Source organism: Sphingobium sp. CFD-2, from assembly GCF_024611135.1.
In the GTDB taxonomy this organism is placed as follows: Bacteria; Pseudomonadota; Alphaproteobacteria; order Sphingomonadales; family Sphingomonadaceae; genus Sphingobium; species Sphingobium fuliginis.
On the sequence record NZ_CP084405.1, the window covers coordinates 716,859 to 738,323 of the forward strand.

The 21,465-nt window shown below is 65.0% G+C and carries 16 protein-coding genes; 11 read left to right on the plus strand and 5 right to left on the minus strand.

What is annotated here, in order from left to right:
* Positions 1-178: 178 nt before the first annotated feature.
* From LDB29_RS03415 to LDB29_RS03445, 7 genes are read left to right on the plus strand one after another with little or no spacing between them, the layout of a single operon-like run.
* Complete coding sequence (locus LDB29_RS03415) at positions 179-1,291, plus strand: ABC transporter substrate-binding protein (protein ID WP_025549255.1); 1,113 nt, start codon at positions 179-181, stop codon at positions 1,289-1,291.
* Positions 1,291-2,052, plus strand: a complete 762-nt coding sequence (locus LDB29_RS03420) for an ABC transporter permease (protein ID WP_044661920.1) — start codon at positions 1,291-1,293, stop codon at positions 2,050-2,052. The genes LDB29_RS03415 and LDB29_RS03420 overlap by 1 nt, the downstream gene beginning before the upstream one ends.
* The gene (locus LDB29_RS03425; RefSeq protein WP_025549254.1) at positions 2,049-2,819 is read left to right on the plus strand and encodes an ABC transporter permease; all 771 of its coding nucleotides are present in this window, start codon (positions 2,049-2,051) and stop codon (positions 2,817-2,819) included. The genes LDB29_RS03420 and LDB29_RS03425 overlap by 4 nt, the downstream gene beginning before the upstream one ends.
* Positions 2,820-2,833: 14 nt before the next feature.
* On the plus strand, positions 2,834-3,688 hold the full coding sequence (locus LDB29_RS03430; protein WP_193666760.1) for an ABC transporter ATP-binding protein: 855 nt from the start codon (positions 2,834-2,836) through the stop codon (positions 3,686-3,688).
* Positions 3,688-4,296 (plus strand): nitroreductase family protein, encoded by a 609-nt coding sequence (locus tag LDB29_RS03435; protein WP_099185868.1) that lies wholly within the window; start codon positions 3,688-3,690, stop codon positions 4,294-4,296. The genes LDB29_RS03430 and LDB29_RS03435 overlap by 1 nt, the downstream gene beginning before the upstream one ends.
* Positions 4,293-5,249 (plus strand): LLM class flavin-dependent oxidoreductase, encoded by a 957-nt coding sequence (locus tag LDB29_RS03440; protein WP_193666761.1) that lies wholly within the window; start codon positions 4,293-4,295, stop codon positions 5,247-5,249. The genes LDB29_RS03435 and LDB29_RS03440 overlap by 4 nt, the downstream gene beginning before the upstream one ends.
* A gap of 13 nt (positions 5,250-5,262) precedes the next feature.
* Positions 5,263-6,420: an LLM class flavin-dependent oxidoreductase gene (locus LDB29_RS03445; RefSeq protein WP_025549252.1), complete on the plus strand. Its 1,158-nt coding sequence runs from the start codon at positions 5,263-5,265 to the stop codon at positions 6,418-6,420.
* Between the two features lie 126 nt (positions 6,421-6,546).
* On the opposite strand, the gene LDB29_RS03450 is transcribed toward LDB29_RS03445, so the two are convergent.
* From LDB29_RS03450 to LDB29_RS03460, 3 genes are all read right to left on the minus strand, one after another.
* Positions 6,547-8,811, minus strand: coding sequence for a TonB-dependent receptor (locus tag LDB29_RS03450; RefSeq protein WP_257556133.1), 2,265 nt, complete (start codon positions 8,809-8,811; stop codon positions 6,547-6,549).
* Between the two features lie 266 nt (positions 8,812-9,077).
* Complete coding sequence (gene chrA / locus LDB29_RS03455) at positions 9,078-10,466, minus strand: chromate efflux transporter (protein ID WP_025549250.1); 1,389 nt, start codon at positions 10,464-10,466, stop codon at positions 9,078-9,080.
* Positions 10,463-11,413, minus strand: coding sequence for a chromate resistance protein (locus LDB29_RS03460; RefSeq protein WP_257556135.1), 951 nt, complete (start codon positions 11,411-11,413; stop codon positions 10,463-10,465). The genes chrA and LDB29_RS03460 overlap by 4 nt, the downstream gene beginning before the upstream one ends.
* A 52-nt stretch (positions 11,414-11,465) precedes the next feature.
* Between LDB29_RS03460 and LDB29_RS03465 the strand changes: the two genes are divergently transcribed.
* Positions 11,466-12,815 carry an alginate export family protein gene (locus LDB29_RS03465; protein WP_025549247.1) on the plus strand — a complete coding sequence of 450 codons (1,350 nt, stop codon included), beginning with the start codon at positions 11,466-11,468 and terminating at the stop codon, positions 12,813-12,815.
* A gap of 67 nt (positions 12,816-12,882) precedes the next feature.
* Here LDB29_RS03465 and LDB29_RS03470 read toward each other — a convergent pair whose 3' ends face one another.
* Both LDB29_RS03470 and LDB29_RS03475 read right to left on the minus strand, forming a co-directional pair.
* Positions 12,883-14,127, minus strand: coding sequence for a DUF4010 domain-containing protein (locus tag LDB29_RS03470; protein WP_025549246.1), 1,245 nt, complete (start codon positions 14,125-14,127; stop codon positions 12,883-12,885).
* Positions 14,128-14,130: 3 nt separating this feature from the next.
* Positions 14,131-15,132 (minus strand): zinc-dependent alcohol dehydrogenase family protein, encoded by a 1,002-nt coding sequence (locus LDB29_RS03475; protein WP_373278228.1) that lies wholly within the window; start codon positions 15,130-15,132, stop codon positions 14,131-14,133.
* 44 nt (positions 15,133-15,176) lie between these two features.
* Between LDB29_RS03475 and LDB29_RS03480 the strand changes: the two genes are divergently transcribed.
* From LDB29_RS03480 to LDB29_RS03490, 3 genes are all read left to right on the plus strand, one after another.
* Entirely contained in the window at positions 15,177-17,474 is a 2,298-nt protein-coding gene (locus tag LDB29_RS03480) for a copper-translocating P-type ATPase (protein WP_373886301.1), read from the plus strand.
* 264 nt (positions 17,475-17,738) lie between these two features.
* On the plus strand, positions 17,739-20,108 hold the full coding sequence (locus LDB29_RS03485; protein WP_025549243.1) for a TonB-dependent receptor: 2,370 nt from the start codon (positions 17,739-17,741) through the stop codon (positions 20,106-20,108).
* Positions 20,108-21,331 carry a dipeptidase gene (locus tag LDB29_RS03490; protein ID WP_025549242.1) on the plus strand — a complete coding sequence of 408 codons (1,224 nt, stop codon included), beginning with the start codon at positions 20,108-20,110 and terminating at the stop codon, positions 21,329-21,331. The genes LDB29_RS03485 and LDB29_RS03490 overlap by 1 nt, the downstream gene beginning before the upstream one ends.
* The last annotated feature ends 134 nt before the right edge of the window (positions 21,332-21,465 follow it).

The window sequence follows — 21,465 nt, forward strand, 5'->3', positions numbered from 1 at the left end:
GGAACGGTTCCGGGGCTCATCGCCGCTTCATTTCGCGCAATCGCGCGGTCGCCGCTGCGGCAAAATCACCAGCACGCAATCGCTGCTGCCTTGGCCGGCCCGCACGGGACCGCCGGATTATCCGGTTGGCACATGACGTGCATCGGATGGGGGCAGAGCCTTCAACGGAGCCTGCATAGTGGCCAATCAGAATAGCGCGTCTTTTCTTTCCCGCCTTCGTCAATGGCTGACCGCCGCCATGGCGCTGCTGGGCTCTGCCCTGCTTGCAGGCTGCGGCGGGTCCGGCGGCGGAGACGGCGAGGTGGTCAAGACCCTGACCATCGCGTCCATCGCCTATCCCTATCAGGGCAAGCAGGTGTTCAACGGCCTGAACGGCGTCGTCATCCAGCAGGGCTGGCTGAAGGAGGAACTGGCGAAGAAGGGGATCGAGCTGGTCTTCACCCCGGTCTCTACCGCCGTGGGCGGGCCGCTCATCAATGAAGGCTTTTCCGGCAAGCGGATCGACTTCGCCTCCTATGGCGATTTCCCCGCCGCGATCGCCGTCGCTGGCGGCGTGCCGCTGAAGATCGTGGCGCCGGTGGGGCAGGGGCAGGACGTCTATATCGTCGCGCGCAAGGGGCTGGCGGCGAAAAGCCTGGCCGACCTCAAGGGCAAGCGGATCGCGCTCCATCGCGGACGGCCCTGGGAACTGCCCTTTTCCAAGCTGGTCGACAGCAGCGGCCTGAAGCTGGATGACTTCAAGATCGTCAACATCAACCCCTCGGCCACGCCCGCCGCGCTGGAATCCGGCAGCGTCGACGCCGCCGTGCTGCTGTCCGACGGGTTGCTGGTCGAGCAGAAGGGCATTGGTCATGTGATCTGGTCGACCAGGGATGCGCCCGCCGACTGGAAGATGCGCGCCGAACTGTTCGGCCGGGCGGACTTTGTCGACGCGCATCCGGAGCTGACCCAATTGGTGGTGGACGCCTTCGTCCGCGCCGCCGCATGGTCCTCCGACGAAGCGAACAAGGCCGAAGTCATCCGCAAGGCCGCGCGCGGCGCCCTGCCGGAAGATATTGTGGCGAAGGATTATGCCAATAGCGGCATCCCCTGGCGGGAGCGCTTCTCGCCGGTCTTCAATCCGGCGGTGCTGGCGCATTACCGTTCGGTCGCGGATTATGCGCTGGAACGCGGCCTGATCCGCAAGAAAGTGGATGCCGATGCGCTGATCGATGAACGTTTCGTCGACAAGGCGCTCAAGGATTTGAAGCTGGAGCAGTTCTGGGCGCATGATGGCGGGGGGCAGGGCTGATGGCTTTCCCGCAAGGCAAGGCCGTCGCCGCGGCCTGGGCCGCGCCGGTCGCGCTGCTGGCGCTCTGGCAGGTCGCCTGCCTCAGCGGCCTGTTCCCGCCGCAAGTGCTGGTGCCGCCCAGCGTCGTCGCCCAGGCGCTGGCCGACATGGCTGCATCCGGCGAGTTGCAGCGGCATGTCGGGGACAGCCTCTATCGGCTGCTGGTCGGCTTCGCCATCGGCGCGGGCGCGGGCATGGTCTTCGGCGCGGCGCTGGCGCTGTCGCGGCTGGTCGAAGCCGTGCTGTCGCCGCTTTTCCTGACGCTCTGGCAGGTGCCTGTCATCGCCTTCGTGCCGCTGATGGTCATGTTCCTGGGGATCGATGAGCCCTTCAAGATCGCGGTCGTCGCCATCGCCGCCTTCTTCCCGATGGCGCTCGCGACCTTCGACGGCATCAGAGGCGTGCCGCGCAACTGGTTCGACGTCGCGAAAGTCTATCGCCTGAGCCTGCTCCAGTTGATCCGCCGCATCCTGCTGCCCGCCACCGTGCCCGCCGTGCTCACCGGCCTGCGGATTTCCCTGACCCGCGCCTGGGTCGTGCTGGTGGCGGCAGAGCTGCTCGCGGCGGACAGCGGCATCGGTCAGATGATGGAGATGGGGCGGCAACTCTTCCAGATCGACGTCGTGCTGGCGGGCGTGGTCGTCAGCGGCCTCATCGGTTTCCTGCTCGATCGTGGCGCCCGTTGGGTCGAAAGCCGCGCCACCCGCTGGAGGACGGCATGAAGGATCAACTCGCCCGCTGGCCTGTCCGGCTCGTCATCGGCCTTGTCGCGCCGCTGCTCCTCATCTTCCTGTGGCAGTGGCAGACGAGCGCCCATTCGGTGACCTTCGCGCCGCCCGTTGCCGTCGCCTCCGCGCTGGCTGAACTGCTGCGCAATGGCGACCTGCTGCGCGACACGCTGGCCACGCTGCAACGCGCCTTCACCGGCCTTGCCATCGGCGCGCCGCTGGGCGTGGCGGCGGGCATCGCCATGGGCATATGGAAGCCGGTCGACCGACTGCTGGGGCCGCTGCTTCACGCGCTGCGGCAGGTGCCGATGATCGGTTGGCTGCCCCTGATCGGCCTCTGGTTCGGGGTGGGTGAGGGGACGGAGCTGATCGTCGTCAGCATGTCGGCCTTCTTCCCCTCCATGCTCAACAGCCATGCCGGGGTCGCGCAGGTCGAGCGCCGCTATCTGGAGGTCGGCGGCATCTACCGCTTCACCACGCTTCAGCGCATCCGCTTCATCCTGCTGCCTGCCGCCATGCCGCTGGTGCTGACCGGCATCACCCAGGCGCTGGCCTTTGCCTGGATTTCCACCATCGGCACCGAATTGCTGACGGGCGCGGGGTCGGGGCTGGGCGTCGCGATGCAGACCGCCCAGGTCCAGCAGCGGCTGGACATCATGCTCGTGGTGATCGGCGTCACCGCCGCGCTCGGCTTCCTCATCAACCAGTTGTTCCGCCGCCTGCGCCAGTCCCTGCTGCGCTGGCAACCCGCTCAATCATGATCCGGAGAAACGGCATGAACCCCCATCCCCATGCCCGCGAAGACCTTGCCCAAGCGGCCGCCAGCCGGGGCGCGCTGACCGTCAGCGGTCTCGACAAGAGCTTCGACATCGGCGGCAAGCCCCGCAAGATATTGGACGGCATCAACCTGAATGTCCGCCCCGGCGAGTTCGTCAGCATCGTCGGCGCGTCGGGCTGCGGCAAGTCGACGCTGCTGCGCCTGATTGCGGGCCTCGACACCGATTATAGCGGCGAACTGCGGCTGGACGGCGACCGCATCGCCACGACCAGCCTGGATCGCGGCATCGTGTTCCAGGACCACCGGCTGTTCCCCTGGATGACGCTGGAGCAGAATGTCGAACTGGCGCTGCTCAACACCGATACGCCGAAATCGCGCCGGGCGCAGATCGTGACGGATCATATCGCGCTGGTGAACCTGAAGGGTTTCGAAAAAGCCTATCCCCACCAGCTTTCCGGCGGCATGGCGCAGCGCGCCGCCATCGCCCGCGCCCTGGTGACGGAGCCCAAGCTGCTGCTGCTCGACGAGCCTCTGGGTGCACTCGATGCGCTGACCCGCGTCCATGTGCAGAATGAATTGCAGCGCATCTGGATGGCGCAGCGCTCGACCATGGTGATGGTGACGCATGATGTGGAAGAGGCGCTCTATCTGGGCGACCGGGTGATCGTGATGTCGCCCAATCCCGGCCGCATCCGCCGCATCGTGGAGGTCGACCTGCCCCATCCCCGCGACCGCCGCGCTCCGCTGCTGCATCGGCTGAAGGACGAGATATTGGCCGAACTCACTTCAGGCGCGGACGCCGCCGAAAGCGCCGACAATCTCGTCCATTTGCCCAGCCGGGAGGCGCGCTGATGAGCCGCGCCGCCGATCATCCCATCGATCCGCTCTTCACCGATCGCTGGTCACCGCGCAGCTTCACCGGAGAAGCGGTGCCGGATGCCGTGCTGCGCAGCGCCTTCGAAGCGGCTCGCTGGGCGCCCTCCGCGATGAACGCGCAGCCCTGGCGGTTCCTCGTCGCGCGACCGGGCGACCAATGGTGGGAGGCCTATCTCGCCTTCCTGATGCCGCGCAACCGCCTCTGGGCGGCGAAGGCGTCGGCGCTGGTGCTGATCCTGTCGGCGCGGGAACTGGAACGACGCGGCGAATGGGTCGCCAATGGCTCGCACAGTTTCGACGCGGGCGCGGCCTGGGCCAATTTCGCGCATCAGGCGCTGCTGCTGGGATGGCATACCCATGGCATTGGCGGCTTCGACCGGGAAGCGGCGCGGCAAGGGCTGAACATCCCGCAGGATTTCGCCATCGAAGCCGTCATCGCGCTCGGCCGCAAGGGCGATCTGGCAGGGCTGGACGCCGAATTCCATGGCGCCGAAGCCCCCAATGGCCGCCGCCCGCTCGATGAAACCGTCTTTGCCGGAACGCTCGAACAGCCGGCCTTTGTCAAGGAAAGGGACGTCGCATGACGCTCAACATCCACTGGCGGCTCGATCCCGCCGCCGATCCGCAACGTTCCGAGCCGGGCGCATGGCGACCCCTGCCTGCGCTGGCGCGGGACCGCCGGACGAGCACGCAGAACCGCTTCGACTATTATGTCCAGATTGCGCAGGCCGCCGCGCAGACGGCCTTTGACGGGCTGTTCGTGCGTCACCGCATTGCCGCCGACGAAAGCCGCATCATCGCCGCCATCGTCGCCCGTGCCGCGCCGCGCCTGAATGTCGTGCCAGAATTTCCCGCTTCGGTCGGATCGGCGGTCTATGCCGCCAAGCAGGCGACGACCTTCCAGCGTGCAACGCATGGCCGCCTCGCGTGGGCGATCGCGCCCGATGCCGAAGCGACCGATCGTCTGGCCGAAGCGGATTCCGTTAACGATGGCGACCTTTCGCAAAGGCTGGAGGAATTTCTGACCGTGGCGCGCGGCGTGCACGAGCAGCGCCCGTTCAGCTACAAGGGCGCGCATTTCGAGGTCGAGAATGGCGGCTTCGACGCGCCGCTCAACCGGGTGCCCTTTCCGCGCATCTACTTGCAAGGCGAGGGGGAGGCGGCGCTGGCGCTTTCCGCTCGCCATGCCGACGTCCATCTGTTCCAGCCTGCCTTTGCCGAGACGCTGGCCAATGATATTGCCCGGCTGAACGCGCTGGCGAAGGGACGCCCTGTCGAGGCCGGGCTGATCCAGCCGCTGCTGGTGCGCGAGGACAGGGAAAGTGCAGAGCGCGACGCGCAACGCCTGCCGCTCGCTCCCGGCACGCTGGTCGCCAGCTATGAGGAAGCTGCCGAACGGCTCGCGGGCTTCGCCGCAGCCGGGATCACGCAACTGGTGCTGGAGGCAGTTCCCTCGCTGGAGGAAGCCTATCGCATTGGCCAGCATCTTCTGCCTGGCCTGCGCGCCCTCACCGGCGTCGCGCAACAGGCCGCCTGAGGAGACCGTCCCCATGTCCATCGACTTTTACTGGCGCCTGCCGACCCATGGCTGCCACAACAGCATCCATACCAGCGGTTATGAGCGCGGCGACTGGTCGCCCCTCAGGCCTGGCAATATCGCCCCCGGCCTGGACCGCAACGGAAGCGCCGACGATTTCACCTATATCGACCATTTGGCCGCCATCGCGCAGGCGGCGGAGAGTGTCGGCTTTCAGGGCGGGCTGATCCCGTCCTTCCCCAATACCGACGACCCGTGGGTCATCTCCTCGCTGCTGGCGCGGGAGACGAAAAGCTTCCGCTTCATGATCGCCTTCCAGCCCGGCTTCGGCAATCCGGTCCACACGGCGCGCATGGCCGCCAGCCTGCAACGCGCGACTGGCGGGCGGCTGCTGTTCAACATCATTACCGGCGGCGGCGGCCCGGCCCAGCTCTGGTGGGGCGACAGCTTCGCCCATGACGACCGTTATGGCCGCACCAGCGAATTTCTCGACATCTTCAAGGGCGTCTGGGAGTCCTCCCACTTCTCCTATGACGGGCGTTTCTACCAGTTGCGCGACGGCGGGCTCGCGCCGGTCCTTCAGGGCGAGGAATTTCCGGAGATCTGGTTCTCCGGATCGTCCGACGCGGCGCTCCAGACCGCGGCGCGCCATGCGGACTATTATCTGTCCTGGCTGGAGCCGTTCGACCAGCTTGGCGACAAGTTCGCCCGCGTCAAGGAACGCACGGCGGCATTGGGCGGAGAGCAGAAATGCGCGGTGCGCGTCGATCTGGTCGCCCGCGCGACAGAGGAGGAAGCCTGGGCCGACATCGCCAAGGGCTTCGACAATGTGAGCGAGGAAACTCGCCAGCGCTGGCGCGGGCAGGCGACGGACTCCGTGGGCGCCGCCCGTCAGGCCGCGCTCCGCCCGACTGATGCGCGGCGCTATGACGAGCTGATCGTCGCGCCCAATCTCTGGGGCGGCTTCAATCTGCTGCGCGGCGGCCCCGCATTGGGGATCGTCGGCAGCTATGAGCAATGCGCGGCCCGTCTGGACGAGCTGATCGCGCGGGGAACCGACGCCTTCATCCTGGCGGGCACGCCGCATCTGGAGGAAGCCTATCGCGTGGGCGAGGAAGTGCTGCCGCTGCTTGGCCGCCAGGTTCCGGCCTTGCTGGCCGCTGCGGAATAGCCGATGGAATAGAGACACCGTGCTCCTGCCTTCGCAAGAGTTCGGGAAGCAAAAAGGGCGCCGGGAAATCCTCCCGGCGCCCTTTTCTTTTGACGAAAGGCCGGGGACCACCCGGCCTCTCTCCCATCAGAAGCGGAACAGCGCCGCCACGCCCGCCGTGCGCGGATCGGCCCAGGCAACCGTATCGCCGGTCACGCCCTGCGCCGCATTGGCGGCGGGCAGCGAGTGGTTCAGATAGCGGACGTCGAACAGATTGTTGACGAAGCCCGTCACGCTCAGCTTCTCGTCCGGCGTCGTGTAGGTGGCGCGGATATTGGTCAGCGTGTAGGGCTTCTGCGCCAGATAATAGCGGTTCACCGTGTCCTGCGGCGTCACATAATAATATTGCCGCGACTGGTAACGGGCATCCGCCGCCAGTTCCAGCGTGCCCAGCTCCGCCAGCGGGAAGCGATAGGAGCCGCCGACATTCAGCGTCACCTTGGGCGAACGGACGAAGCGCGCACCCGCCAGGCTGGTCGTGCTATTCTGAACGATGAAGCGCGTATATTCGGTGTCGAGCAGGCCCAGCGCCGCGTTGAACTTCAGCCCCTCGACCGGCGCCAGCGCCAGTTCGAACTCCGCGCCGTCGACCTTCGCCTTCGCCGCATTCTGGAGGTAGGAGACCGTCGCGCCGCCGACCGCGCCCGGATTGGGGCCGACGACATTCACCTGCACATCCTTATAGTCATAATGGAAGGCGGTGGCGTTGAAGGTCAGCAGCCCGTCGAACCAGCTCGACTTGTAACCGATCTCATAGGCGTCCAGTTTCTCCGGCCGCACCGCCGTCAATGCCACGGGCAGGGTCGCGGCGGTATTGAAGCCGCCCGACTTCACCCCATGCGAGAATTTCGCGTAGACCAGATTGTCGCGGTCGATGTTCCAGGAGGGTGTCACATCATAGGTGAAGGCGTCCCATGTGCGCTTGAGATCATTGCTGAAGGTGCCCGCGCCGCCGATGCTGCCGGTATAGCTGTTCCACCATTGGGCATAGTTGCTCCAGGTGAAGACCGCGCCCGGCGTCGTCGCGGCTGGGGATGCCCGGCGGTCGAAGTCCAGCGTCTTCGTCTCCCGCGTCCAGCGCCCGCCCAGCGTCAGCTTGAGCGCGTCGGTGAAGCGGAAGGTCGTGCTGCCGAACACCGCGCCGCTTTCGGCCTTGTGCCGATAGGCCGTGTTGCTGAAGGCGAGGGCAGGGCCCGTGGGCGTGATCGCCTGAGCGGGCACCGCGCCCTGCGGCAGCGTGGCGGAGAAGGCGTTCGACCGGATCTTCTCGTTGAAATAGAAGGCGCCGACGATCCAGCTTAGCCGGTCCTCGCCGGAGGAAGCCAGCCGCAATTCCTGCGTCCACTGGCTGGAGCGCGCCTGGGTATAGCTGCGCGAGATTTCCAGCGGCGTATAGTCGGTGTCGCCCGCGCCGCGCGTGGTGAACCGCTCATAGCCCGCGATCCAGGTCAGCGCCGCGTTGCCCAGGTCCCAGTCGACATGCAGCGACCCGCCGAACTGCTTGTTGCGGCTATATTCGGGCGCGTTGGTGCTGATGTCGTTGATGTCGGTCGACGGCGCATAGCCGTTGCGGACCACGCCGCTGGGAAGGTAGCTGGCCGTCGTCCAATAGGTGCCGTTGGTGTCGTAATCGCGATAATGGACGCTGAGCAGCGCCTGCAGATTGTCGGTCGGCTTGGCCAACAACTGGCCGCGGATCACATTGTCCTTGATCTCGTTCGACTTGTTGCCGGTATAGAGATTGTCGAACCGCCCGCCGCGATCGTCGAAGCGGAAGGACACGCGCGCCGCCAGCTTGTCGTCGACCAAAGTCGTGCCGATGCCGCCTTCCGCGATCTTGTTGTCGAAGCTGCCATATTCCAGCTTCACATAATTGTCGTCCTGGCCGTTCAGCGAGGGACGCTTGGAGATGATGTTGACCGCGCCCCCGGTGGTGTTCTTGCCCCAGAGCGTGCCCTGCGGGCCGCGCAGCACTTCCACCCGCTCCAGGTCGAACAGCGGCAGGCCGGTGGCGCTGCTGTTGCTGATATAGACATCGTCCAGATAGAAGCCGACCGGATTGGCGAGATCGAGCTGCTGCTGGCCCGCGCCGACGCCGCGAATCCACCAGCGCGGGCGGCCATGCTGCTGCGTGCCGGCGGAGGCGTTGGGAACATAGTTCAGCACCTCATTGGCCGACCGGCCGAGGCCGCCGACGCTGAACAGATCCTTGTCGAAGGCGGTGACGGCCACCGGGACGTCCTGCAACCGTTCCTCGCGGCGCTGGGCGGTGACGACGATGCCTGCTCCGGCCTCCGCATCCGCCACTTCGGCCGGGACGGCGGGCGTTTCTTCGGCATGGGCGCCGGTCACATATGCCGCTGCAAGCAAGGCCAGGGCACTTGCGCCAAGGGCATGGCGGAACCGTGGTGAAAGACTGATTGTGGACAAGGAGATTCCCCCATTGGTTGAAACATGTCCGCATTGCGCGGATCGGACGGGGGGACCGAAGCAAAGCCTATGCCACTTTCATAAGGCAATGAATTTAAATGAGATTATTTCTTACTCGTTCAATGGATGGTTGAAATCGCGCAGCGGAACAGGCCATGCTGCTATCTCCGCAACAGCATGGCCGGTGCTCAGACGAGAAGGATATAGGCGGCCCCTATGCCCGCGCAGGCGCCCAGGACGGGCAGCACGCCGATCTTGAACCGGAACACCGCAATCACCGCGCCCGCCGACAGCAGCACGGCGGGAATATTGAAGCTGGACAGCACGGGCAGGTCGATCCCGCCAATCCGCTGGACCTGCCGGAAGAGCGTATGAATGGCGAACCAGATGGCGAGGTTCAGGATTACGCCCACTACGGCCGCCGTGATCGCCGTCAGCGCCGCCGACAGCGCCGGGTTGCCGCGCAGACGTTCGATGAAGGGCGCGCCGGCGAAGATCCACAGGAAGCAGGGAACGAACGTCACCCAGGTGGTGAGGATCGCGCCCAGCGTCGCGGCAACCAGCGGGTGCAGCATGCCGGAGTCCCGAAACGCTGCCAGGAAACCCACGAACTGCGTCACCATGATCAGCGGCCCCGGCGTCGTTTCCGCCATGCCCAGCCCGTCCAGCATTTCGCCGGGTTGGAGCCAGCCGAAGGTGCCCACCGCCTCCTGCGCGACATAGGCGAGCACGGCATAGGCGCCGCCGAAGGTGACGACCGCCATCTGGCTGAAGAAACTGGCGATATGGGTGAATATATTATCCGGCCCCAGCGTCAGGAACAGGGCCAGCACCGGCCCCAGCCACAGCAGCAGAAACAGCGCCGAGATACGCAGCGACCAGCCGAGATGGGGGCGGGCGTGGTCGGGCAATTGCTCGCCCAGCGCCGTGTCGCGATCATGGATGACATGGCCGCCCGCCGGCCCATGACCGCCCCCGCCCTGAAACACCGCCAGACCGCTGCGTCCTCCGATGAAGCCGATGAGGCCCGCCGCCAGCACGATCAGCGGGAACGGCGCGCCCAGAAAGAAGATCGCCACGAACGCCGCGGCGGCGATCCCGCGCATCGCATCATTCTTCAATGCCCGCGATCCGACCCGGACCACCGCCTGCATCACGATGGCCAGCACCGCCGCCTTCAGGCCGAAGAACAGCCCTTCGATGATCGGCACATGGCCCAGCAACACATAGATGTAACTAAGGCCCAATATGGCGAGAAAACCCGGCAGCACGAACAATATGCCCGCGATCATCCCGCCCTTCGTCTTATGCAGGAGCCAGCCGATATAGATGGCGAGCTGCTGCGCCTCCGGCCCCGGAAGCAACATGCAATAGTTGAGCGCATGGAGGAACCGCTCTTCCCCGATCCAGCGCTTTTCCTCGACCAATAGCCGGTGCATCACGGCGATCTGTCCCGCCGGTCCGCCAAAGCTGAGCGCCGCGATCCGCGCCCACAGGCGCGTCGCTTCGCCCAAGGAAATGCCGTGATGCCCGTCGTAAGACGGGACCGCAGGGGTGGAGGATGCGCTTGCCGTCATCGATCCGTCCTTCTGTTGCTGAAAAAGGCATGGAACTGGTTGAGCGCATCGCTCGCCATGGCGATGCGCTGGAGGTCGTCGTCGGTGGAGGCGCAGACGCCGGACAATATGGCGCCCAGGCCCGGGGTTTCGGGGCGTGCGAACCTGCCGTCCGCGATGTCGAGGTCATGGATGATCTCACCGATTGCGACCAGGGCCGGGTCGTCCAGAAGGCCTGCGCGCAGCAGCAAGGTTTCGAAGCTGCACCGGTCGCCTTCATGGGTGAATTCGGCGTCGGCCATGTCGAAGCGCAATTCACCCTCCGCCGGATCGTAACGGCGGCTGTCGACGAATTTGAAGCGAGCCTCCGGGTCGATGAAGCGGCGGATCAGCCATGCGCAGGCGATGCGATCGACATGGACGCCGCTGCGCGTCACCCAGATCCGGTTGGTAAGATCGGTCGCTTCGGTTGCGGCGGCCGGATCGGTGCGGCTGACGTCCGGATGCTGGTAGCGTTGCCGATCCAGTTCCGCGAGCGCAGCTTCGGCCTGCTGCCGCCCCGGCGCGCCGAAGAAGTCGAGCCGCCCGACATCCTCCAGCCGCTTCTGCAGCCGGGCGATGTCCGTTCCGCTGGCGGGCCCTGTTTCCAGCAGGCGGCGGGCGGCCTGGGCGATCTCCTCATAATCCGTGCGCCGCGCTGCATCGAACAGGGCTCGGACGTCGCCGTCTGACAGGCCGGCCAGTAATCGCGCTTCGATCAGCGTCGCTTCGCCGCCATTGTCGACGATCTCCGCCATAAGGCTGTTGAAGGCGGCGGCGCTTTCCCCCGAACAAGGAAGCACATGGACTGCTTTTTTGAGCGGCACCGCGCCCATGGCTTGCAGGCGGCGCCAGATCTTCACCCGCAGATAAGGCGGCTTGGCGGGAAGTTGATGCAGCAATGCGAGCCATGGGGTGGCGTCGGTCATGGTCATGATGCATATGTATCAATGAAGATGATTCGAAGAAACAGGAATATCAATGATCCGGATTTCTCCCTTGGCGATGGCAAGCGCGGCGGCAATCGCCTTCGTCGGAGCGCGGCCTGCTCATGCGCAGGATGACGGTCTTGCCTTAAGCGGCAGCGTGCGCCTGCGGGTCGAGGAGATTGAGGGGCAGGCCCGCGCAGGGTTCGACCGCAAGGACAGCCTGTTCAACATCCGCACGCAGCTCATGGCCGAATACCGTTCGGGCGCGTTCAGGGCCGGGGCGGAGCTGTTTGACAGCAGGGCCTATGGCGCCGACGCGGGCACGCCAATCTCCACCAATGAAATCAATGCGATGGAGCTCGTTCAGGCCTATGTCGCGGGGGACATCGATGAACCGCTGGGCAAGGGCAGCAAGCTTGGCCTGATGGCCGGGCGATTCATGTTGAACCTGGGTTCCCGCCGGCTCGTCGCTGCGGACGATTATCGCAACACCACCAATGGCTATACCGGCCTGCGGGCCGACCTGACCGCGCCGCGCGGGGTGAAGGCGGTCTTCATCTATACCCTGCCGCAGCAGCGGCGGCCGGACGATGCGGAGGGTGTCCGCAACAAGCGGGTGAGGTTCGATCATGAGGGCTTCGATCTGGTGCTGTGGGGCGGCATCGTCAGCAAGGCCAAGGCGATCGGCCCGGCCATGGCGGAACTCACCTATTTCCACCTGGGCGAACGGGACGAACCGGGGCGGCCGACGCGGGACAGGTCGCTCGACACATTCGGTGGACGCATCATCAGCGAACCGGAAACGGGACGGTTCGACTATGAGGTCGAGGCCTTTTACCAGACGGGCAGCGTCAGCGCGTCTCTCGCGCCCGGCGCGGCCCGCCAGTCCGTCGCCGCCAGCTTCCTGCACGTCGATGCCGGTTACAGCTTCAGCGGACCCTGGAAGCCCCGCCTGTCGCTGGAATTCGACCGGGCGAGCGGAGACGGGCGGGGAGAGCGCCAGGGCCGCTTCGACACGCTGTTCGGCATGCGCCGGGCGGACCTTGCCCCGGCGGGACTGTACAATGCCCTGGCGCGGACCAATATCGTGACGCCCGGCATCAGGCTGGAGGCGACACCCGACAAGCGGTGGGACTGGTTCGCGACCTATCGCGCCTTGTGGCTGGCGTCGCGGACGGATGCCTTTTCCTCCACGGGGGTGCGGGACGCCAGCGGTCGGTCGGGCAGCTTCGCGGGCCATCAGGTGGAAGGGCGGGTCCGCTACTGGATCGTTCCGTCGCGGCTGCGGTTCGAATTCGACGGGCTGCTGCTGGCCAAGGGGCGGTTCCTGCGGGACGCGCCCAATGCGACGGCAGGGAAGTGGACGCGCTATACCTCCTTCAACCTGACCGCAAGTTTTTAGGCTCCGGCCTTTGGCGGCATGTGCTGAAGCATGCTTTGCCTCCATTCCCGCGGACTGGTTGCATCTTTTAAAGGATTACCCGCCCGGTCAGGCTGACCGCGGCCGCCACCAGCGCGGCGAAGAGTGGCAGGGCCGCCCTGACGCCGCCATGGCCCCAGCCGATGACCATGGTCATCATTGCCTTGGCAAGGGTGTTGGCAAGGACGGCACTGCCCAGGATCAGCCCTGCGACATGATCGTCGAGCAGGTCGGGTGGCAGCCCGGCCATGGTCATGACCGCCGCGTCGACGTCCGATATGCCGGTCAGCGTCAGCACGACCGCCATGCCCTGCTGTCCGAAACGCACCAGCGCCCACCGGGCTGCGAGCGACAATCCCGCCACCAGCGCCGCCAGCATCAGCGCCGGCCCGAAGCCGAGCGGGTTGGAAAGCCCCATGCCGTTTCCCGTCCCGCCATGCCGACGCCAGGCCACCAGCGCGAAAGCCACGGCGACAAGCGTTGCGGGCGCCATGGTCAGGGCCAGCGTGGGCAGCGCGCGCGGAATGAGGACGAGTGCCACCAGTTGGACGCGCACGAACATGACGATGGACGCCACCGCTATGCCGGCCGACAACAGGGACCGCGCGCCCGGCTCATCGCGCAGCCGGCGAGCATAGTCGGCGGTCACCGCCGTGGAGGAGATGATGGCCCCCGTCAGCGCCACCAGCAATATGCCCCGGTCTTGGCCGAAGCGGCGCGACACCGCATAGCCCGCGAAGGACAGGCCCATCACGAACACGACGACCATCCAGATGTTCCGGGGGTTCCAGGCGTCATAGGGGCCATAGGCGGCATCGGGCAGCAGCGGCAGGATGATGAGCGCGACCAGCAGGAAGCGCGAGACGCTTTCTATCTCGCTCTCGTCCATGCCGCGCAGCATGGCGTGCATCGATTGCCTAGCGCTCAATATCGCGAAGGTCGCCGCGCCAATGGCCAAACCCAGCGCAGGCGCGATCCGCGTGGCGCAGAAACTTGCGCCGAAGGTCAGCAGCCCGGCGAGCGTTGTGGTGGCAGACAGATGCTCCTGATCGGCGCTGCGCGAATAGCCGATGGTCAATATGGCCGCGACTCCCATGCCCAGCGTGGCCGCGACGATGTCGGGCGCCAATCCTCCCATTCCGCCCAGCAGGCCGATCAGGCCGAAGGTCCGAAATCCCGCTACCCGGCGGCCCTTGCCGAGTTCCCGCTGGGTCCAGCCGCGCTCAAGCCCCACCAGCAATCCGATGGCGATGGAGGCGATCATCGCCAGATAGGGCTGGCCGATGTCGGGCATGCGTCAGGCGATCCGGGGTGGAACGATCACCGCCGCGCCTTTCACCCTGCCGGTCCGCAGGCGGTGGAGCGCTTCGCCCGCATCGTCCAGCGGAAAGCTTTCCGTCACGATGCGCAGGTCGGTCCGGCCTGCCATTTCGAAGAAGGAGATGCCGTCCTCCCGCGTCAGATTGGCGACGGAGAGCAGCATCCTCTCTTCCCACAGATCCGCATAGGGGAAGGCGGGGATGTCGCTCATATGGATGCCCGCGCACACCACCCTGCCGCCCTTGCGAACGGCCCGCAGTGCGAGAGGCACCAGATCGCCCACGGGTGCGAAGATCAGGGCGGCGTCAAGGGGCGCCGGCGGAACCTGCGACGAGCCGCCTGCCCAGGCGCAGCCAAGCGATCGCGCGAAAGCCTGTCCTTCCTCATCGCCATCCCGGGTGAAGGCGTGGACGGTGCGTCCTTGCGCCTGCGCGACCTGCGCCAGGATATGCGCCGCCGCGCCGAAGCCATAGAGCCCGATGGTCGGCGCATCGCCCGCAAGCCGCAACGCGCGCCAGCCGATCAAGCCGGCGCAGAGCAGTGGGGCAGCCTCCACATCGGAAAAGCGGTCCGGCAGGACGAAGCAGTAGCGGGCATCCGCGATCGCATGGGTGGCATAGCCGCCATCCCGGGTCGCCCCGGTGAACAGGGGCGCGTCGCAGAGATTTTCCCGGTCCGTCCGACAATAGGCGCATTGGCCGCATGTATGCCCCAGCCAGGGAATGCCCACCCGCTGGCCAGGGGCGAAGCCGTCCACCTGCGGCCCGACGACGGCGACGCGGCCGACGATCTCATGTCCCGCTATGATCGGATAATGGGCCGGGATCTCGCCGTCCAGCACATGCAGGTCGGTCCGGCACACGCCGCAGGCGGTGACTTCGACCAGCAGTTCCCCAATATCCGGTTCGGGCACGGCGCGGGTGATTTTACGCAGCGGTCGGCCTGGGGCATCGATCTGCATCGCGACCATCTGTTGCATGGAAAGCCTCCCTTGCGCCTTCTTCGTCACCCATAGATCATATCATGACCGAAGGAGTCCGTAGTTATCCTGATGGACGCGCAGACGCCGCCCGTCGAGATTTCTGCCGATCCAGCCATGGCGTCTACAGTCGTGGGCCGCGGCATCGTCGCGCAAGGTCGAGGGAACGGGATCTGATGTCTGCTGTCGAACCGGATCGGAAGAACATCGTGCCGCAAACGGACGCGCAGGCCATCGTCTGGACCTGTCCCATGCATCCGGAAGTGCGGCGGGACCATCCCGGAGCCTGCCCGCTCTGCGGCATGGCGCTGGAGCCTGAGGTTCCCGTTGCCCAGGCAGGCGACGGCGCCGAACTGACCGACATGACCCGCCGTTTCCGCATCAGCCTGCTGCTGGCCATTCCGGTGTTCGTGCTTGAAATGGGCGGGCACCTCTTTCCGCCGCTCCATCACCTGGTTTCCGACCGCCTTTCCATCTGGTTGCAGCTCCTGCTTGCCACGCCGGTGGTGCTGTGGGGCGGCCGGCCCTTTTTCGAAAAGGGATGGCGGTCGCTGCGGACGCGCAAGCTCAACATGTTCACGCTGATCGCGATGGGCACTGGCGTGGCATGGGTCTATAGCATGGTGGGGGCGCTGGCGCCGGGCCTGTTTCCCGAAGCCTTCCGGGAAAAGGGGACCGTTCCGGTCTATTTCGAAGCGGCAGCGGTGATCACCGTGCTGGTGCTGCTTGGCCAATGCCTGGAATTGCGGGCGCGGGAGCGTACTTCCGGTGCGATCAGGGCGCTGCTCGACCTGGCGCCGAAGACAGCCAGGCGTCTGCGCAAGGACGGCAGCGACGAGGAGATGGCGGTGGATCGGGTCACGCCCGGCGACCGGCTGCGCATCCGCCCTGGTGAGAAGGTGCCGGTCGACGCCCTGGTCGAGGAAGGCAGTTCCGCCATCGATGAATCCATGGTGACCGGCGAATCCATGCCCGTCACCAAGACTGCCGGTGATCATGTGATCGGCGGCACGCTCAACCGCAGCGGCCAGCTTGTCGTCCGGGCGGAGAAGGTCGGTCGGGACACCATGCTCGCCCGCATCGTGCGGATGGTCGCGGATGCACAGCGATCCCGCGCGCCGATCCAGCGCCTGGCGGACCAGGTGGCAGGATGGTTCGTCCCTGCCGTGCTGTTGATCGCTGCGGTCGCCTTTGTCGCCTGGGCGATATGGGGGCCGGAGCCGCGCTTCGCCCATGGCCTGATCGTCGCGGTGGCCGTGCTGATCATCGCCTGCCCCTGCGCCCTTGGACTGGCCACGCCCATGTCGATCATGGTGGGCATCGGTCGCGGCGCGGGGCTTGGCGTGCTGATCAAGAATGCCGAAGCGTTGGAACGGATGGAAAAGGTCGACATGCTGGTCGTCGACAAGACCGGCACACTTACGGAGGGAAAGCCGTCGCTCACCGGCGTCGTCGCAGCTCCGGGCTTTGAAGAGGATGCGTTGCTTCGGCTCGCCGCCGGGGTGGAGCGGGCGTCCGAGCACCCCCTGGCGCAGGCGATCGTCATTGCCGCGGAGGCGCGGGGATTGGCGCCGCCGCAGGTGGAACAGTTCGATTCCCCCACGGGCAAGGGGGCGGTCGGCATGGTCGAGGGCAAGCGGATATTGCTCGGCAATGCCCGCTTCCTCGAAGAATATGGCGTTCCGGCGGAAGCATTGGCCGGGCAGGCCGATGCCCTGCGCCATGACGGCGCGACCGCCATTTTCATCGGCGTCGACGGGACCGTCGCGGGCATCTTCGCGATTGCCGATGCGGTGAAGCGGACGACGGAGGAGGCGCTGGCTGCGCTGCGGGGGAAGGGCGTCGCCGTCGTGATGCTGACCGGCGATAATCGCACCACGGCGCAGGCGGTCGCCCGGCGGCTGGGGATCGACCAGGTGGAGGCAGAGGTTCTGCCGGACCAGAAAAGCGCCGTGGTCGCCCGGCTCAGGAGCGAGGGCCATGTCGTCGCGATGGCGGGGGACGGCGTGAACGATGCTCCGGCACTGGCGGCCGCCGATGTCGGGATCGCCATGGGGTCGGGCACCGATGTGGCGATCGAAAGCGCCGGAGTGACGCTGCTTCGGGGCGACCTTACCGGCATAGTCCGCGCACGGGCGCTCAGTCAGGCGACCATGTCGAACATCCGCCAGAACCTGTTCTTCGCTTTCATCTACAACGCCGCTGGCGTGCCGATTGCCGCAGGTCTGCTCTATCCTCTGTTCGGCATCCTGCTGTCCCCCGTGATCGCGGCTGCGGCTATGGCTCTGTCGTCGGTCAGCGTCGTCGGCAATGCGCTGCGCCTGAACGGGGTGAGGCTCTAGAAGGGGCTGGACGCATTCTTCCCGCGTAAGGCGGGATGCGACGGACAGCGGCGCATGAAAATTCGTTGCGGAATGAGAATTACTCATTTGTCCCTGGCGGATTTTCACCATCATTTCGTTTCACAAGAAAACTGAGAAATCGGCTGGGCGCAGCGATGCGTCCGGCCTGTCCGTCATGTGGAGAGATGTCGCACTGCGCCCTGTGGCGCGGTGCATGCCTGATCGGCCCATAACTGCCCGAAAAGGGCCGAAAGGGAGCCATTTATGCAAAAGTTCTTGTCCGTCCGTCGTGCCGCATTGCTGCTTTCCTGTTGTGTCGGTCTTGTCTCACCCCATGCCTGGGCGCAGGAGCCCGATGCGGAAGACGATGCCGGCACAATCACCGTCACCGGCCGCCGCATTTCCCAGTCATCGGAAGCGATCGGTGAGGATAAGGTGAGCAATGTGGTGGCGGTCACACGTGAGGCCTTGCTGTCGGCGCCCTCCGGTATTTCGGGCCTGAAGATGCTTGAGCAACTGCCCGGCTTCAACGTGCAGACCGACGGCGCTCTCGGCCTCTACGAGTTCGGCAACAGCGTCCAGACCCGTGCCTTCAACCTCGATCAGATCGGTTTCGTGGTGGACGGCATTCCCACGGGACGCAGCGACGCCTTCGGCGGCAGCCCGGTTTTCCGCTATGTCGACAATGAGAATCTGGGCGTTGTGGAAGCCGCCATCGGCGCAGGCGACGTCGGCTTGCCCAGCTATTCGACATTGGGCCCTGTCGTCCAATATAACAGCATCGCGCCGCAGGACGAGATGGGCCTGTTCGTTTCCCAAAGCTTCGGTGACTTCGACATGAAGCGCACCTTCATCCGCGCGAGCACTGGACGGGTGGGACCGTTCAAGGCCTATGTCAGCCGCACGAAGCTGGACAGCGACCTGTGGCGCGGCCCCGGATCGGTCGACCGCGAACATTGGGAGGCGCAGGTCCATGCCGACCTCGGCGGCGATAGCTGGGCGCGGTTCAAATTCGTGTCGAACGACTTCTTCGACTATGACTCGCCTACCATTTCGCGGGGCCAATATAATTGCACTGTGAAGAGCGTGGTCGGCGCCTGCGGTCGTGACTTCGCCTATATCGAAAATGTGCCCAATACGACCCCCGGCTTTGCGCCGACAGTGCCGGGTGTCTATTACTCCAACTCCAACTATGCCCAAGTTTACAACCTTGCCATCAATGTGCGTAAGGACAAGCTTTATGGCGCTACTTTCCATGCCGGTATTGCAGAAGGCGTCTGGGCGGAATCGACGCTCTATTGGGAAGACAAGGGCGGCTATGGCGTGTCGCCCGATACCTATGCCAATTCGCTTAGCCGCTATAATGGTCAGGCCGCCGTCGGCCTGCCTGTGGTAGCTCCGCGGGGCGTCGAGTTCGGCCGTTCAGGCGTAGGCGGCGACCGCTACGGCATCACGTCCAAGCTGCATTGGGAAATGGGGGTCAACACGATCGAGGCTGGCGTCTGGGCAGAGACCGATAAATATCATCGCACCCAAGCCCGTTATAATACGGTCAACGGTGCTCCCGACGGTGCGCCTCTGCTGAACGAACTGGTCTATCTGCGCCGTGACTATCGGTCGCAGCGCGATACGCTACAGGTCTTCCTGAAGGATACGCTCAAGCTGGCAGATGAGGCGCTGGTGCTCGACTTGGGCTTCAAGGGGCTGATGCTTGACTATAGCTACCGTGGCTATCGCGATTTCGACGATTATTATCGCACCGTCAGTGGGCGTTTCGTCCCAGGCTATGGCGTCAGCTACAACAATGCCCATTACAAGGATATGTTCCTGCCGATGGCCGGTGTGCTCTATAAGCTGGATGGGCGCACGCAGCTCTTCGCATCCTACGCGGAAAACATGGCCCTGCCCAAGGGAATGGACGATATTTATTCCGTCATCCGCCCGCTTGGGGCCCTGATCCCGCAGCCCGCTCCGGAACGTTCGACCAACATGGAATTCGGCATCCGCACTAATCAGGGCCAGCTTTACGCCTCGCTTGCGGGCTTCTACACGAAGTTCAAGAACCGCATTCAATCGATCACCACGATCCTGCCGGGCAGCGGCGGTGCGGCCACAGAAACCTTCTTCCAGAATGTTGGCCGCGTTCGTGCATATGGCCTGGAGTTCAGTGGCACCTACAAGCCCGCTTTCCTTGATGGTCTTGCCTATGGGAATCTCAACGTCACCTACAACAATGCCAAGTTCAAGGATGACATTCCGGCTGCCACGCCAATCCTGATCGCTGATAAATATATCCCCGACAGCGCAAAATGGATCGTCAGCGGCGGCGTGACGGTTGAGCCGGCAAGCTGGTTGGTCGCCAACATATCCGGCAAATATACCTCTCGTCGCTGGTCGACATTTACCAATGCGGCCGGATCTAGCATACCGGGCTTCACCGTATTCAACGCCTATGTCGACATCGGCGACGGCTGGAGCTTCGGCCCGCTCAAGAGCATCAAGGCACGGCTCAACGTCGATAATATCTTCGATAAAGACAGATTGTCCTTTATCTCCTCTTCCGTGACGGGCGACGGTTTCTTCCGGCCATTGTCCCCACGCACCTTCCAGTTCACCATTTCGGGCGAGATTTGATGCGGAAAAGGATGATGGCGGGGGCGGCGCTGGTGGCGCTGCTCCCCATTGCGGTGCAGGCGCAGGAGGTGCCGAAGAAGGTCTATCAGCTTCACCAGAAAATGCTGACGCTCGACAGTCATCTCGATACGCCTGCCTCGCTCGACCTGCCGGGCTGGTCGATCGAGGAGGAGCATGGGGTTCATAGCGACTATACCCAGGTCGACCTGCCGCGCATGAAGAAGGGCGGCCTCGACGGCGGTTTCTGGGCGATCTACACGCCGCAGGGGCCGTTGACGGAGGAAGGGTTCCGCAAATCGCGCGACTTCGCGCTGCTGCGCGGGGTCTCGATCCGCGAGATGGTCGCGGCGGACCCAGCGAATTTCACGCTGGCGCTGGAGGCCAAGGATGCCGCGCCTATTGCGGCGTCCGGCAAGCGGGTCGTCTTCATGTCCATCGAAAACGCCTATCCGCTGGGCGAGGACGTGTCGCTGCTCAAGACCTTCTACGACATGGGCGTTCGCGTGTCGGGCTTCGCTCATTTCGCGCATAACCAGTTCGCGGACAGTTCGACCGATCCGTCGAAGAAGCCGCGCTATGGCGGCCTCAGCCCGCTGGGCAAGGAACTGCTGAAGGAGATGAACCGCCTCGGCATCGTCCCGGATGCGTCGCACAGCAGCGATCAGGTGCTGGACGATCTGCTGGCGCTTTCCACCTCGCCGGTGCTGCTGACCCATTCCGGGTGCAAGGCGATTTACGACCATCCGCGCAACATCGACGATGAACATCTGAAGGCGCTGGCCGCAAAGGGCGGGGTGATCCAGATGAACGCCTATGGCGCCTATCTGCGCGCATCCAAGCCCAACCCGCAGCGGCAGGAAGCGCTGAAGGCGCTGTTCGGCCAGTTGCGCGAGGATGCCAAGCTGTCGCCCGAAAAGCGCGCCGAACTGCTGGCGAAGCGGCAGGAGATCGACCGGCTCTATCCGGAGACGGACCGGGCGACCTTCGACGATTTCATGGCGCACATGCTCCATGCGTTGAAGGTGGTGGGGCCGGACCATGTCGGCATCGGGTTGGACTGGGATGGCGGCGGCGGCGTCGTCGGGCTGGAGGATGTGGTCGACCTGCCCCGGATCACCGCCGCCCTGCTCAAGGCGGGCTATAGCGAGGCGGACGTCCAGAAGATCTGGTCCGGCAATGTCCTGAGGGTGCTCGCCGCGGCCGAAGCAGTCAAGGCGCCCTAGAGCCAATGGACATTCAGAAGATGACGAGCCGAGCCGAAGGCCACCGAAGGTAAAATGGTGGTTTTCCGTGACCCGGAGCGCCGCCTACTCAAAGTAGGTGAGCACCGGAAGCAGGGAAAAGCGTCATTTGCAGG